Here is a 14,328-nt window from a genome sequence, read left to right on the forward strand (position 1 = left end):
CCTTTTTTATTGCCTTAAAATATGACTATGCCCAAGACCTCTCAGCCTGAAGAAGACGCAATCAATGTCGCTGCGCCCCCAGGATTTAATGCCGAAGCCATTCCGATTCATGAGGTTTGCGTCAATGACAAAAAAGTAGCGCCTGAATTTCTCGAGCCAGTGGGCTTAAAGAACCGTCTTCAATATCCACCGGAGTGGCAACCAGAGATTACCGATGAGAATCGTCATGTGATTGCTACCGATATCATCGCTAAGCGCCAAGCTGCTGGCAAGATAACGCGAGCAGCGGTATTGATCCCTTTGTTATTAAAAGAGAACGGCCTCTCAGTATTGCTGACGCAAAGAACGAATCATTTGCGTGATCATGCAGGGCAGATTAGCTTTCCGGGTGGACGGATGGATCCAGAAGATCTTAGTCCCGATGACACTGCATTGAGGGAGAGTCAGGAAGAGATTGGCCTTGATCCTAAACGGGTAGAAATTATTGGCTATCTTCCGCAGTATTTGACTGTTTCTGGTTATAGCGTCACACCAGTAGTGGGATTGGTGCAAGCTCAGGAAGAATATGTTTTAGATGAGTTTGAGGTGGCGGATGTTTTTGAAGTGCCGCTACATTTTTTACTAGATCCAGCCAACCATCAGATCAGGCTATGGCAAAGCGAGCAGGGTGGTCGTCGTTTTTATTCGATTCCTTATGAGAACCGCTTTATTTGGGGCGCTACTGCGGGAATGTTGCGGAACCTATATCATTTATTAAAAGTATGACTTTCTTTTCTATTCTCTTCGCCCTCATTGCTGAGCAATATCGCCCAGTAACCTCTAGCCATTGGATTGCGCGTATGAGCGCTCGTTGGTTAGATTGGGTCGCTGGTGAATTCGGTGGCAAGTCTGAAGAAGGTGCAAGTCCCATTGGCGCACGCATGGCTTGCTTGGTTGCTTTTGTGCTACCTACCTTTTTGGTATTTATGGTGTATGTCACCTGCATGTTGACTTATCCCATTCTTGGTTTCTTATGGAACGTCGTCATTGCGTATTTATTTTTCGGCTTCCGTCAATTCAGCCACTCATTTACTTTGGTGCATGAAGCAATTGAAGCGCATGATCTACCAGCTGCGCGGGCAGCACTGGGTGAATGGTATGGCCCAGAGTTAGATACTGCCAATCTTTCTGAGACAGAAGTGATTTCATTAGCGCTAGAGCGAGCCATTATTGGTTCACATCACCATGTGTTTGGTGTGCTGTTTTGGTTCATGATGCCAATGGGTCCCGCAGGTGTGGTGCTGTATCGTTTGGCTGATATTGCTGCTCAGCGTTGGTCTGAGCGTGACTTCAACTTAAGTGAAGCAGCGCGTCATTTCTTTTATGTATTGGATTGGGTTCCAGCGCGTATCACGGCAATGGGCTTTGCGATTGTTGGAAACTTTGAGGGTGCAGTATATGGTTGGCGCTATCTCACCCAAAAATGGTCTGATTCATTATCGGCTGTGATCTTGGCTGCAGGTAGTGGTGCCTTAGGCGTGCGACTCGGTGAGCCCTTAAGCGAGCCTGAAAGTGATGAGGCACTGCGTATGGCTGAGGCCGGTGAACCTTTAATCTATGAAGTGGGTCTTGAGCCTACTGAGCGCACGATGCGCTCCGCGGTTGGCTTGGTATGGCGCTTAGTTATCGCTTGGATGGCTTTGTTGCTAATGCTGACCATCGCTCTTTGGCTTGGCTAATTCCCTGAATTTGCGTATCTGCTGTTTTCGAATCTGAACGCAACTGTCTAAATAGCGCCAATCTTTCTGGCGCTATTTCATTTCTGTCTACCGCATCACGTACCGCGCAATCAGGTTCGGATTGATGAGCACAGTTATGAAAGCGACATTTACCGAGCAAGTCTTTAAATTCCCTAAAGGCATGCTGTAACTCGCTCACAGACATATGTGCTAAACCAAACTCCTGAAAACCTGGTGAATCAATTAATGCACCCAATTTGCCGACCCCATCTCTCCCCCAAGATTCCGGTAATTCAAAATAACGACAGGCGGTGGTGGTGTGTTTACCGGTATCTAAGCGCACGGAGTATTCCTGGGTAAGTGCAGCAGCATTGGGTACCCAGGCATTGAGCAGGCTAGATTTACCCATGCCGGATTGACCAACAAAGACGGATACCTTACCGGCTAAGGCAGGACGAAGTGCATCAATCGAAGCGGGGTCAAATTTGGCGGAGACCTCACTGACGGGATAGCCCATGCGCGCATAGGGTTCAATGATTTTGCGCGCTTGCGCTAAGTTATCTTGGAGATCAGATTTATTGAGCAGAATATGCAAGCCAATTTGATTAGCCTCAGCCGCCACGACCGCTCTGCCCAGGAGGTCAGGAGAGAAGGCGGGTTGGGTTGCTAGTACTACCAGAATTTGATCGACGTTAGAGGCAATGATTTTGCTTTTAAAAGCATCAGAGCGGTAAAGAATATTTTCACGAGGCTCAATTTCAATAATGCGCGCTTGATCTGCAGATGTCATCTCCAGCAACATACGATCACCCACAGCACCAATATGCTGCTTAGCGGGAGTGCTCACTTGAATTAAAGGACCGCTTGGGGATTCTTTCCCTGCGGTATCTGCTACTAGGCGCTGCGCTAAATAATGTCTTCCGTAGGAAGCAGTCAGTAGCGCGCGAAATTGTTCCATGCCGATAATTGCAATCAGCTAAGGCGCTGTAGGTTTGCGATACGCAGTGGCGCAGGTGGATGCGAGCTATAAAAGGCGGTATAGATTGGATCTGGCGTCAGTGTTGCAGCGTTATCTTGATATAACTTTACTAGGGCAGAAATCAAATCTTTTGCTGAAGATTTTTCTGCGGCAAAGCCATCGGCCTCATATTCATGTTTACGCGAAGCAAGACTTCCTAGTGGGGTGAAGAAGAAGCTAAATACGGGCGAGACCAGCATAAATAGTGCTAAAGCCAGGCCGCCGTTATAGCCATTCAGATTAGGCATTACACCCAGGTCGGTATAGAACCAAACCTGCGTACTGATCCAGCCGAGTAATGCAAACATAGCAAAGCTTAAGGCAAAGGAAACGATGAGACGCTTACGAATATGTTTGCACTTGAAGTGACCTAACTCATGCGCGAGCACTGCTTCTACTTCACCAGGATTGAGTTTTTCAATGAGGGTGTCAAAGAACACAATGCGCTTGGCTTTACCCATGCCGGCAAAGAATGCATTGCCATGCGCGCTACGCTTACTACCATCCATGACAAACAAGCCTTGACTAGCAAAATCGCAACGGCTTAGTAAGGCCTCAATTTGGGTTTTAAGTGGACCTTCTTCTAATGCTTGAAACGTATTAAATAAGGGTGCAATGAAGGTTGGGATGATCCACTGCATCAACAGACTAAATATCGAAAGTACAGCCCACGCCCAGAGCCACCAAAGATCGCCAGCCTTGAGCATGAGTGTGAGGATGACCCATAGCAAGGGAATGCCAATGGCGCCACCTACCGACAAACCTTTGACCATGTCGCTAAAGAACAATTTTTTATTCATGCGATTAAAGCCAAAGCGCTCTTCAAGATAAAACTGTTTGTACCAAGAGAAAGGTAGATCCAGTATTCCGGAGATGATGACAATCGATACTAGCAGTGCAATTTGTTGTGCAATACCTTCACCAAGTAATTGTAGAAGAACAAGATTGAGGATTTCTAATCCGCCCAACAATGTGAAGGCAATTAAAATGACGGCGCTCACCCCGTTTTCTAAAATCGCTAAGCGCAATTTTGCGATCGTGTAGTCAGCAGCTTTTTGGTGTTCGGCTAGAGTGACTTTTTCAGCAAACTCTGTCGGGACCACATCTCGATTCTGGGCAACATAGCGAATTTGACGTTGGGAGAGCCAGTGGCGCAGGCCAAAACTGGCAATAAAAGCGATTAGGAAAATAATTGTGAATGTCATGAGATCATTATAGATATGAGCGAACAAACGAATACTGCAGCAGCAAAGACGGCACCAGCTAGCGAGCACCTAATCTGGGTGGATATGGAGATGTCTGGATTAGATCCAGAAACTGAGCGTATCCTAGAAATCGCCATTATTGTGACCGATGCCCACCTCAATACCATTGCTACGGCACCTGTTTGGGTGGTGCATCAGGATGATGCACTTTTAGATGCCATGGATGCTTGGAATAAAGGTACCCATGGGCGCTCGGGGCTGATTGATAAGGTTAAGGCATCGACACTGGATGAGGCGACAGTAGAGGCAGAATGCATTGCCTTTTTAAAGCAGTACATCAAAGCGGGTATTGCTCCGATGTGCGGAAATACTATTGGTCAAGATCGTCGCTTTATGGCGAAGTACATGCCCAAGTTAGAAGCCTACTTTCATTATCGAAATGTCGACGTCTCCACTCTGAAAGAGTTATGTAAACGTTGGCATCCAGAGTTGGTGAAAGGCTTCACCAAGCAACAGGCTCATACTGCCTTAGCGGATATTGAAGAATCGATTGAAGAGCTGAAGTATTACCGCGATAAATTTATCGTACCGCTGCCCTAAGAAATTTATTTTTTAATAGCGCTCTTGGGTCTAAAGGCTTTAATGACTTCTTCATTGGTCTCGATATACGGTCCACCAATCAGATCGATACAGTAAGGCACCGCAGCAAAGATTCCGGGCACGATTGATTTGCCGTTCTCATCTTTGAGGCCCTCTAGGGTTTCAGCAATCGCCTTAGGTTGCCCTGGTAAGTTAATCACGAGAGCCGCATGTCCTTCGATTTCACGCAGGACCGCTGTCTGTCTAGACAAAATAGCCGTTGGTACAAACTTGAGGCTTATTTGACGCATTTGCTCACCAAATCCAGGCATTTCTCTGGTTCCCGCCTCTAGGGTTGCCTCTGGGGTGACATCGCGACGCGAAGGGCCGGTGCCACCGGTGGTGAGGACTAGGTCACAACCCATCTCGTCAACCAACTCCACAATGGTTTCAGTAATGATCTCAGACTCATCGGCAATCAGACGTTCATGAAAAACACAGGGATTACTCATGGCTTTCATCAGCCAGGTTTGCAGGGTTGGAATGCCTTCATCTTGGTAAACACCCTTACTGGCTCTATCTGAGATCGAGATTAGACCAATTTTGACTTCGTTTGGGGTATTACGCTTTGAGGTTTCGGTATGCTTCATATTTCTATTCTAGCTATTATTAGGGCATGTTTACATATTCATCTAGCCAGTTTCAAGAAATTATCAATTTCATGCTCAAAGAGGCCAAAAGAAGGGGCGCCTCGGATGCAGTAGCCGAAGTATCGGAGGGTCAAGGCCTCTCGGTAACCGTTCGTAAAGGCGAAGTCGAAACCATTGAACAAAGCTTGGACAAGCAAGTAGGGGTGACGGTATTTTTGGGGCACCACCGCGGCAATGCCAGTACGAGTGACTTTTCAAAAGAGTCTTTGAAGGCGACCGTTGATGCTGCGTATCACATTGCCCAACACACAGCAGAAGACAATTGCGCTGGACCAGCCGAAGCAGAGTTACTAGAAAAAAATCCATTAGATCTTGATTTATTTCACCCCTGGGATCTTGATGCAGGACGCGCTGTAGAAATTGCACGGATTGCGGAGGGCGCGGCATTTGCAGTGAGCAAGCAAATTCAAAATAGTGATGGCGCCTCAGTATCTGCACATCACGCACATTTCATGATGGGTACCTCTCTTGGATTTATGGGGGGTTATCCATTTTCACGCCACTATATTTCATGTGCGCCGATTGCAAGTGAGGGCGGAAAAAAATCTCCTATGCAAAGAGACGATTGGTATTCGAGTTCGCGTATACCAACAGAGTTAGCTGATCCTGCAGCTATCGGTCAGTATGCTGCCCAGCGCGCCTTATCGCGTTTAAAGGCAAGGTCACTGACTACGCGGCGCTGCCCGGTCATCTTTGAAGCTCCTTTGGCTGCGGGTTTGTTAGGCAGCTTGGTGCAGGCAGTATCTGGGGGTGCTCTGTATCGTCGCTCTAGTTTTTTGCTCGATAGTTTGGGTAAGCAGGTATTGCCTAAGCACGTCAGTCTGTTTGAGAATCCCCATCTCAAAGCCATGTCCGGTAGCGCACCATTCGATGAAGAGGGCGTAAAGACCAACGCGCGTACTGTAGTTGATAAAGGTGTTTTGCAGGGTTATTTTCTGTCGACCTATTCAGGGCGTAAATTGGGAATGAAAACTACTGGTAATGCAGGCGGCTCACACCACTTGACTCTGCAAAGCAAGAAAACACCTAAAGGCGGTCTACCTGCTTTATTAAAAGAAATGGGTACTGGTTTATTGGTAACTGAGTTGATGGGGCAGGGCGTGAATTATGTAACGGGAGATTACTCACGTGGCGCATTTGGTTATTGGGTTGAGAATGGTGAGATTCAATATCCAGTGGAAGAGGTAACGATTGCAGGTAATTTACGCGATATGCTCTTAGATATTGAGTTGATAGGAAGCGATTCCTTAATTCGGGGTGCCAAAGAAACTGGCTCGATTCTGCTCGGTTCTATGACAGTTGGCGGAAAATAAACCTCGCTATAGAATTCAATGACAGAATCTGTATACATATCTATTAATACTAGAGGGGGATGGTGATGCAAAGACGTTCATTTCTGAAGAAGGCAACTGTCGGTGCTGGAGTAGCTGCCCTGAGTGCACCAGCGCTTGCGCAAAACTTACCTACGCTCAACTGGCGCTTGGTTTCTAGCTTTCCTAAATCTTTAGATACGCTTTTTGGCACCCCTGAAGTTTTTGCAAATTCATTGCGTAAAGCCACTGATGGTAAGTTCAACGTCAAAGTATTTGCTGCGGGTGAAGTGGTTCCGGCATTGCAGGTATTGGATGCTGTTCAAAATGGTACGGTTGAGTGTGGACATACCGCTAGCTATTACTACTTAGGAAAAAATAGCGCTTTCATTTTTGATACTGCAGCGCCATTTGGTATGACTGCGCGTCAGCAATCTGCATGGATGCTTCATGGTAATGGTATGAAGTTAATGCGTGAGCTTTATGCAAGTTACAACATCGTCAACTTTCTTGGCGGTCAAACTGGCACGCAAATGGGCGGCTGGTTCCGCAAAGAAATTAAATCACCAGAAGATTTAAAGGGTTTGAAATTCCGTATTGCTGGCTTTGCTGGCCAAGTACTTGCCAAATTAGGCGTAGTGCCACAACAATTGCCTGCTGGTGAAATTTACTCTGCATTAGAAAAAGGTACGATTGATGCGGCTGAGTTTGTTGGTCCCTACGATGATGAAAAGTTGGGCTTAGCAAAAGTTGCCAAAAACTACTATTACCCTGCATTTTGGGAGGGCGCTGCTGGACTCTCCTTCTTAGTCAATAAGAAACAATGGGATGCACTGCCACCTTCTTATCAAGCCGCATGGGAAGCGGCTTGTTATGAAGCTCATGCTGACATGTGCGCAAAATACGATGCACTCAATCCACCTGCTTTGCAGCGTCTCATTCAAAATGGCGCTGTTTTACGCAAGTTCAACACTTCCATCATGGATGCTTGCTTTAAAGCCAGTCAGGAAACTTATGCAGAAGAGTCTACTAAGAATCCTCAGTTTAAAAAGATCTTTGATGACTATCGCGTTTTTAGAAACATGGAAGCCCAGTGGTTTGGGGTTGCAGAGCAGGCTTTTGCTCAATATAGCTTCAATAAAAAGCTGTAAGTATTCACCGCGCTCTCCGATCAAGGGCTCAGCAGAGCCCTTTTTCTTTTTACATCTCTATACGCACTACACTAAGGTGATGATTAAGAGCTATTTGCAAATATGATCAGTCTCTCTGCCATTTGGGTGCGTATTAAACAGCATCCATTATCTAGAGTGGGGCCTGGCTTAGTTACAGGTGTCGCAGATGATGATCCAAGTGGAATCGTGACCTACTCTCAGGCCGGTGCGCAATTTGGTTTCAATATGTTGTGGACAATGCCTTTTGCTTATCCATTGATGTCTACCATTCAGGTATTGTGCGCGCGTATTGGTAGGGTAACAGGCAGAGGTCTCTCTGCCAATATGAAGTTAGCTTTTCCTCCGCTGGTGTTGATCCTATTAGTCAGCATTTTATTGATTGCGAACATTCTCAATATTGCCGCTGATATTGCAGCAATGGGCGAGGTTGCGCAACTGGTTACAGGAATTAATTGGCATATCATGACGGGCTTTTTTGTTCTGCTTACCCTGGCATTGCAAATATTGATTCCTTATCGGCATTACGTATTTTTTTTAAAGTGGTTGTCACTCTCATTGCTGGCCTATGGCGCTGTTTTATTCACCGTTCATGTTCCTTGGACAGAGGTCGTTTGGAGTACTTTCTTTCCCCAGGTCACTTTGAATGCAGATTCAGCAGCAGTAGTAGTGGGTGTCTTTGGTACAACGATCAGCCCTTATTTATTTTTCTGGCAAGCTTCTCAAGAAGTGGAAGATATGAATTTGCGTCATGAGTTCAGTTTGCTGAAAGATGTTGGCGAAGCGGGAGAGCGGGAAATTCACTCTGAGTTACGCAGAATTTCTTGGGATACCTGGAGTGGTATGTTGTATTCCAATATAGCGGCCTATTGCATTATTTTGGCTACCGCAGTAACTTTGCATGCTTCTGGAATTCGCGATATCAATACTGCTGCAGAGGCTGCATCTGCCTTAAGACCGCTAGCAGGAGAATTTGCTTTTCTCTTGTTCGCCTTAGGTATTCTGGGTGTAGGCTTAATGGGCGTTCCAGTCTTAGCAGGTTCGGCAGCATATGCCTTATCCGAAGTCTTTGGTTGGCGCTCTAGTCTTGAAGATAGTGCACGGCAGGCTGGCAAGTTTTATTTAATTATCACTTTCAGTGTCCTTGGCGCCTTAGCAATTCAGTATTCTCCCATTAGCCCAATGAAAGCGCTGTTCTGGAGTGCGGTGCTCAATGGTGTAGTTGCAGTTCCCTTAATGGTGGCGATCATGATTCTCTCAAGTAGGTCATCTGTGATGGGCTCGCATGTAGCTTCATTGCCTCTGAAAATACTGGGTTGGCTTGCAACACTGTTTATGGCAATAGCCGCGGTCTATATGTTTGTAGCTTAAGGTAATGTCATCTTGGTAAGATGGATAGATGTCTGATTCATTATTAGCCCCATTAACCCAAGCTTTTCATGCGCATACATTGACGTTTTTTATTGTCGCCACTATTAGTGTATTGCTGGTGGGCATCTCTAAGAGCGGTTTTGGTGCTGGCTTAGGAACCCTCTCGTTACCCTTGTTGGCGAGTCAGGTGAGTGTTGCAGAAGCATTAGCTATTTTGTTGCCTCTGCTGATTGCAATTGATTTGGTCGGGTTAAGACGTTTTCTGCGTAATGCCAATTGGAAAATTTTGACCCTCGTATTGCCACCTGCTATCTGTGGGATTCTGGTTGGCATGGTCTTTTTCACAGTGATTGAACCTAAAGTGTTAACACTGTGTATTGGTATTTTTATTTTGCTTTATTTGCTTCAAGATTTAGTCATGAGTTATTTAGATGCAAAAGAAGCGAAGTTATCGCCTTGGGTCGGGATGGTGATGGGCTTACTTTCAGGGGTGACTTCCTTTGTTGCCCATAACGGAGGACCTCCTATTACCGCTTATATGTTGAGAGAAAAACTGTCGCCAATAGTCTATACATCTACTTTGGGAATTTTTTTCGCTTGCATGAATTTTGCGAAGTTAGGCCCATATGCCTATTTGGATTTAATCAAATTAGATTATTTGACTACTTCGGTTTTAATTTTTCCCTGCGTACCTGTTGGTGTGTATTTTGGCTTTTACCTGGCAAAACATATTCCTGTTCGGTGGTACTACCGTATCGTACGATTTTTCTTGCTAGTGGCTGGAGTTAAATTATTGATTGATGGGCTCATCTAGCTCTCAGTTTTAATTAAGATGCTTTGTAAGAATCGCGAAATATCCATGAGTTCTTCGTGATTGACTGAGTGCTCCATTGGATATTCATGCCAGCTGACTTGATGGCCCATTTTTTCTAACATGGCATAGGATGCTTCGGCTCTTTCAGGAATCACTACTACGTCATATAAACCATGCGCCATAAAAATGGGTGTCTTTTGGTTAGCTGCTTGTTTTTCAGTATGGAGCGATATCGCTAAAGGCAAATACCCAGAAAGAGCGATGATGCCTGCTAAACGATGCGGAAAGCGCAGACCAATATGCAGAGCCATTGCGCAGCCTTGCGAGAAACCCGCTAGAACAATATTCTCGTAAGCAATGCCGCGACTCGCCTCACGCTCAATCAGCTCACTAATTGCTGCAGCTGAGCGATGGATGCCTGCGGCATCTTCTTGATCCATGAGGTCTCTGCCAATGATGTCGTACCAGGCTGGCATGACATAGCCACCGTTAACGGTGACCGGCATGCTGGGCGCACTTGGAAAAATAAACCGAATTCCAGGGCATCCCTCGAGGCGTAACTCTGGAATGATGGGTACAAAATCATTGCCATCAGCGCCTAGGCCATGGAGCCAAATAACAGCAGCGCTTGGATTGGGGGAGGTTTCGAGTTCGACGCAGGGCAACATCAGATTCAAGACTTTATTAAATGGAATATCCCATTATCAACTCATCTGCCCTTTTTGGCGATATTTGACCCTCAGTTGAAATAGATGGGGTGTAAGATATTTATTGAAGTAGTAAGACCTAAAAGTCAAAGGAGTTGATGGTGAAGCCGTTCTATATTGATTATCCACAGGAAAAAATAGAAGAGCACCAACATACCTATCGATGTGCATATTGCAAAATTCCAACCACGGTCATTTTTGGTTTATTAGAAAATCATGCCGAGGATTGCACATACCGTACACAGCAGAGTAAATGGGTTCAATTGGAAGCTAAGCTCAAGCCCCATACCGAACATTTTGATGAGCCCCACGCTGACGAGGTCGATTAAATGAAAACATATCCTATCGCAATTGAATTAACCGTCTGGTTTGATTTGGGACTCAATCAATATGAGGTCACTATTGATGGCGTCTCTAAGATTTCGGTGAAGAGGACAGATGATGTGCTGCACACTAGAGAGCTCTCGGCAGCAGAGACACAACTGCTCCTAAAGGCCATTGAGATATTGAAGGTTCCAGTGACTGAGGAGATGGAAGCCAATCCAAGTAATAAGGCCTCTTCCAGTTATGAGTTGATTGTTGAGTCTGCACATTTCTCCTTGGAATTTAATTGGGAGAATGTAGATGTAGAGGCTAGTGACTCTAATGCATTTGAATCGGTTGTGAAGTTGGCGAGTCTAGTGCAGAGCTTAGATCTCGATCACTAAACGCCTTAAGCTTCCATGACCACAAAGTCGCCCTGTGATACTTTTTCTCTGAACTGAGAAAAGGAAAATAGCGCCTTAATAGATTTGGTGTTGACGACCTCAATCTTGCCATCTGGAGTCAGGTTGGCGAGATACTCCCCCTCCGGAAATAAGGCTTGCGGAACGGTCTCCGTATTATGAATTTGGGCATTGAGCACCAAGCTTTTTGTAATTTTGATACGCATGCCTCATCATAGGTTCCAAAATTTAGTAGTAATTACCGCCCTGCACAATTTAGAAAATCAGATGCACCATTTGGGTGTTTTGGGAATAGCGCTCAGAGTGCCTCGAAAGCTGATTTTTAGGGGAATCCTATATAGGTATTGGGTATTTCACGCACCTTGATAGTGCATTATTGTTGGATGGGAAAGACAATTTCTTATTGCATCAAAATAGCATGGCTCAATAGTATTGAAAGATAAAAGAGAGGAAATATGAATTCTGTAGCAGACGCTATTCAGTCAAGAATGTCAGTGCGCGCATTTACAAAAGAACCGGTTTCAAAAGAGCAGATTTTGAAGATTCTAAATCTCTCAGCTAGAGCCCCCTCAGGAACCAATACTCAGCCTTGGAAAGCTTACGTACTCGAGGGTGCAAAACTCGAAGGCCTCTGCAAACAAGTATGTGATGCTTATGACAGCATTGCAGCTAATCCCGAATTAGAAAAAGAATACCAACCAGGTTATGACTATTACCCCAGCAAATGGTTTAGCCCTTACATTGATCGACGTCGTGAGAACGGCTGGAGCTTATATGGATTGCTTGGTATCACTAAAGGCGATAAAGATAAGATGCATGCACAGCATCGCAAAAACTTTCAATTTTTTGGTGCACCTGTGGGAATCTTTTTTACCATCGACAAAGAATTGGGTAGGGGCTCCATGCTGGACTATGGGATGTTCCTCCAGAATTTCATGGTTGCAGCAAAGGGGGAGGGTTTAGATACCTGCCCACAGGCTGCCTGGAATGCTTATACCAAAATCATCTTGCCCTTCATCGGGGCTCAAGATCATGAGATGTTGGTATGTGGCATGGCGCTCGGCTATGCGGATAAACAAGAGATTGTTAACACCTTCCGAACACCCCGTGTTACTGCAGAAGAATTTACAACTTGGCTTGCTTAACCCAGTTTTAGATTGAGTAGGCGCGCTGCATTTCCACCCAAAATTCCAACACGATCAGCGTTACTTAATCCTTTAGTCTGCATGACTCGTTCTACCGGAAATTCTTCCCACGGGATAGGATGATCGGTTCCAATGACCACTTGACTGGCGCCTACCTGCGAGACTAAATATCCTAGGGCTTCCGGCGTGAAAACAAGAGAATCAAAATAAAGCTGCTTTAAGTATTCAGAAGGTTTTTTCTTGAGCACAATGTTGGGATCACAATTTTGTGGAGAGACAAAGCAACTGTGATCCATGCGGGGTGCGTAGGATCCCAAGAAGCCCCCACCATGAGCTGCTAGTACCTTGAGTTGTGGGTATTTATCTAACACCCCTTCATAGATGAGATGCTGCAGTGCAATGGTTGTATCGAGTGGATTGCCAATGACATTGGACATCCAGCCATTTCCCTTGAAGCGTTGCGCGAGTTGAGGGGTGCTCTGAGGATGAATGAAGAGTGTGACATTGAGTTCCTGAGCCTTTGCTAATACTGGGTGAAATTTAGGATCTGAAAAATCTTGTCCTACAACACTCCCACCAATGGCGGCACCGCGTAGACCTTGATGCTTTACAGCGTATTCTAGTTGCTCCACAGCAAGTTCTGGAAATTGCATACTGAGTGAAGCAAAGGCTGCAAACTTATCTGGTCTTAGCGCACATAGTTCGGCTAAATGCAGGTTATTCAGGCGGCAGATTTCTGCAGCGGTTTCCTTATCTTTACGATACCAATAGGGGTTGATGCTGAGAACTTGCATGTCAATGCCCTGAGCTTCCATTGCCTTAATGCGCTCATTAATTTTGATGAAATGTTCTGGCACTCCTTTAGTTGGAGGTGGAACTGACTTAGCTTCATCTCCCATTAAGTCAATTGCATCTTGAAACATGCAATGGGCATGCACATCAATTGTTTTGATACGTTTACCGTTAATCAAAACAGGGGTTACCCGTTTTGTTTGATTCTCTGCAGCATGTGCGAGACCGCAGCCGCAAAAAAATAATCCACCCAGTGCTTTACCGGAGGTTTTTAAAAATGATCTACGATTATTCATAGGTAATATTCCAATAAGTATTGCTAGCGAACTAGATTCATTCCGCCATTTTTAATGGATTCGGCTGCGTTTGGTGAGCTTAGATATTCAATCAATTTTTTTGCAGCCTCAGAATTGGGTGAGTTCATCACTCTTGCTGCAGCAAAGGTTTGAATGAGTTGAATGCTATTGGGTAGGGGGCCAACATAATCAATGCCCGAAATATTCACGAGTTCGCTGCTGGGCTGGACTGCAATATTGGCTTCGCGCGCAGCTAAGGCGGCGGTGGCCTGAGAGCCTCGCTCGGTGATCTTTACTGAGATTTGCTCGCTAATGCCAAGCTTAGGAAAGAGTTCCTTATTTAAGTAAATGCCACTGGTACTTCCGGGAACAACAATTTTTTTAGCCTTGACTAAAGCATCTGCAAACGCTTTGGCGCTGGAGATGTCAGGCTTAGCATTGCCTGTAGGTACAGCCAAGCCAAGTGGGGCTTGTGCTAAATCAACATCTGAATTTGGCACGATTTTATTTTCTGCAATGAGTTCGGCTAAACCCTCGCGTGACAATATGACCACATCAGCAGTAACACCAGTGGCTAGTTGTGCTTTGATCGTCTTTGGGCCGGAGCCTTGTGAGGCGCCTGATTTAGTGATGACTGTAATGCCAGTCATCTTTTCAAAAGAGGGCAGCATTTGGCTGTAAGGACCTTGAAAGCCTCCCGAAATTAAAACCTCAAGCTGGGCCATTGCGGGAGTGCTCAGTAGGAAAGAAAGTGCGCATACCAAGAGAA

The 14,328-nt window shown here is 45.5% G+C and carries 17 protein-coding genes; 10 read left to right on the top strand and 7 right to left on the bottom strand.

Features of this window, described 5'->3' with window-relative positions:
- Positions 1-27 precede the first annotated feature (27 nt).
- Positions 28-765 carry a CoA pyrophosphatase gene (locus tag ICN35_RS05525; protein ID WP_216124972.1) on the top strand — a complete coding sequence of 246 codons (738 nt, stop codon included), beginning with the start codon at positions 28-30 and terminating at the stop codon, positions 763-765.
- Positions 762-1,718 carry a CobD/CbiB family protein gene (locus ICN35_RS05530; protein ID WP_215295435.1) on the top strand — a complete coding sequence of 319 codons (957 nt, stop codon included), beginning with the start codon at positions 762-764 and terminating at the stop codon, positions 1,716-1,718. Before ICN35_RS05525 ends, ICN35_RS05530 begins: the two co-directional genes overlap by 4 nt.
- Here the strand turns inward: ICN35_RS05530 and rsgA are convergent.
- Both rsgA and ICN35_RS05540 read right to left on the bottom strand, forming a co-directional pair.
- A complete protein-coding gene (gene rsgA / locus ICN35_RS05535) occupies positions 1,663-2,676 on the bottom strand; it encodes a ribosome small subunit-dependent GTPase A (RefSeq protein ID WP_216124974.1) in 1,014 nt (337 codons plus the stop codon). The two genes, ICN35_RS05530 and rsgA, sit on opposite strands and share 56 nt — an antisense overlap.
- 14 nt (positions 2,677-2,690) lie before the next feature.
- Positions 2,691-3,941, bottom strand: coding sequence for a M48 family metallopeptidase (locus tag ICN35_RS05540; protein WP_216124981.1), 1,251 nt, complete (start codon positions 3,939-3,941; stop codon positions 2,691-2,693).
- Positions 3,942-3,956: 15 nt separating this feature from the next.
- On the opposite strand from ICN35_RS05540, the gene orn reads away from it, so the two are divergent.
- Positions 3,957-4,541, top strand: a complete 585-nt coding sequence (gene orn, locus ICN35_RS05545) for an oligoribonuclease (protein WP_215318514.1) — start codon at positions 3,957-3,959, stop codon at positions 4,539-4,541.
- A 5-nt stretch (positions 4,542-4,546) separates the two neighbouring features.
- On the opposite strand, the gene mog is transcribed toward orn, so the two are convergent.
- Positions 4,547-5,170, bottom strand: coding sequence for a molybdopterin adenylyltransferase (gene mog, locus ICN35_RS05550; protein WP_215318512.1), 624 nt, complete (start codon positions 5,168-5,170; stop codon positions 4,547-4,549).
- A gap of 26 nt (positions 5,171-5,196) precedes the next feature.
- On the opposite strand from mog, the gene pmbA reads away from it, so the two are divergent.
- The 4 genes from pmbA (at position 5,197) to ICN35_RS05570 (ending at position 9,894) form a co-directional block, all read left to right on the top strand.
- Positions 5,197-6,543: a metalloprotease PmbA gene (gene pmbA / locus ICN35_RS05555; RefSeq protein ID WP_216124984.1), complete on the top strand. Its 1,347-nt coding sequence runs from the start codon at positions 5,197-5,199 to the stop codon at positions 6,541-6,543.
- A 65-nt stretch (positions 6,544-6,608) separates the two neighbouring features.
- A complete protein-coding gene (locus ICN35_RS05560; protein WP_216124991.1) occupies positions 6,609-7,691 on the top strand; it encodes a TRAP transporter substrate-binding protein in 1,083 nt (360 codons plus the stop codon).
- A gap of 102 nt (positions 7,692-7,793) precedes the next feature.
- Positions 7,794-9,080 carry an NRAMP family divalent metal transporter gene (locus tag ICN35_RS05565; RefSeq protein WP_216124993.1) on the top strand — a complete coding sequence of 429 codons (1,287 nt, stop codon included), beginning with the start codon at positions 7,794-7,796 and terminating at the stop codon, positions 9,078-9,080.
- Between the two features lie 28 nt (positions 9,081-9,108).
- Positions 9,109-9,894, top strand: a complete 786-nt coding sequence (locus tag ICN35_RS05570; protein WP_216124995.1) for a sulfite exporter TauE/SafE family protein — start codon at positions 9,109-9,111, stop codon at positions 9,892-9,894.
- Here the strand turns inward: ICN35_RS05570 and ICN35_RS05575 are convergent.
- Positions 9,891-10,562, bottom strand: a complete 672-nt coding sequence (locus tag ICN35_RS05575; protein ID WP_216124997.1) for an alpha/beta hydrolase — start codon at positions 10,560-10,562, stop codon at positions 9,891-9,893. The genes ICN35_RS05570 and ICN35_RS05575 overlap by 4 nt on opposite strands.
- Before the next feature lie 140 nt (positions 10,563-10,702).
- On the opposite strand from ICN35_RS05575, the gene ICN35_RS05580 reads away from it, so the two are divergent.
- Both ICN35_RS05580 and ICN35_RS05585 read left to right on the top strand, forming a co-directional pair.
- On the top strand, positions 10,703-10,930 hold the full coding sequence (locus tag ICN35_RS05580; RefSeq protein WP_216124999.1) for a hypothetical protein: 228 nt from the start codon (positions 10,703-10,705) through the stop codon (positions 10,928-10,930).
- A complete protein-coding gene (locus ICN35_RS05585; RefSeq protein ID WP_215295373.1) occupies positions 10,931-11,308 on the top strand; it encodes a hypothetical protein in 378 nt (125 codons plus the stop codon).
- 5 nt (positions 11,309-11,313) lie between these two features.
- Here the strand turns inward: ICN35_RS05585 and ICN35_RS05590 are convergent, their stop codons facing one another.
- Entirely contained in the window at positions 11,314-11,532 is a 219-nt protein-coding gene (locus tag ICN35_RS05590) for a hypothetical protein (RefSeq protein ID WP_216125006.1), read from the bottom strand.
- 249 nt (positions 11,533-11,781) lie between these two features.
- On the opposite strand from ICN35_RS05590, the gene ICN35_RS05595 reads away from it, so the two are divergent.
- On the top strand, positions 11,782-12,471 hold the full coding sequence (locus tag ICN35_RS05595) for a nitroreductase (RefSeq protein ID WP_216125008.1): 690 nt from the start codon (positions 11,782-11,784) through the stop codon (positions 12,469-12,471).
- Here ICN35_RS05595 and ICN35_RS05600 read toward each other — a convergent pair.
- Both ICN35_RS05600 and ICN35_RS05605 read right to left on the bottom strand, forming a co-directional pair.
- Positions 12,468-13,559 carry an amidohydrolase family protein gene (locus tag ICN35_RS05600; RefSeq protein ID WP_216125017.1) on the bottom strand — a complete coding sequence of 364 codons (1,092 nt, stop codon included), beginning with the start codon at positions 13,557-13,559 and terminating at the stop codon, positions 12,468-12,470. The two genes, ICN35_RS05595 and ICN35_RS05600, sit on opposite strands and share 4 nt — an antisense overlap.
- Positions 13,560-13,582: 23 nt before the next feature.
- The gene (locus ICN35_RS05605) at positions 13,583-14,284 is read right to left on the bottom strand and encodes a substrate-binding domain-containing protein (protein ID WP_216125019.1); all 702 of its coding nucleotides are present in this window, start codon (positions 14,282-14,284) and stop codon (positions 13,583-13,585) included.
- Positions 14,285-14,328: the final 44 nt, after the last annotated feature.

It is taken from the genome of Polynucleobacter sp. es-GGE-1 (assembly GCF_018882005.1).
Taxonomy (GTDB): domain Bacteria; phylum Pseudomonadota; class Gammaproteobacteria; order Burkholderiales; family Burkholderiaceae; genus Polynucleobacter.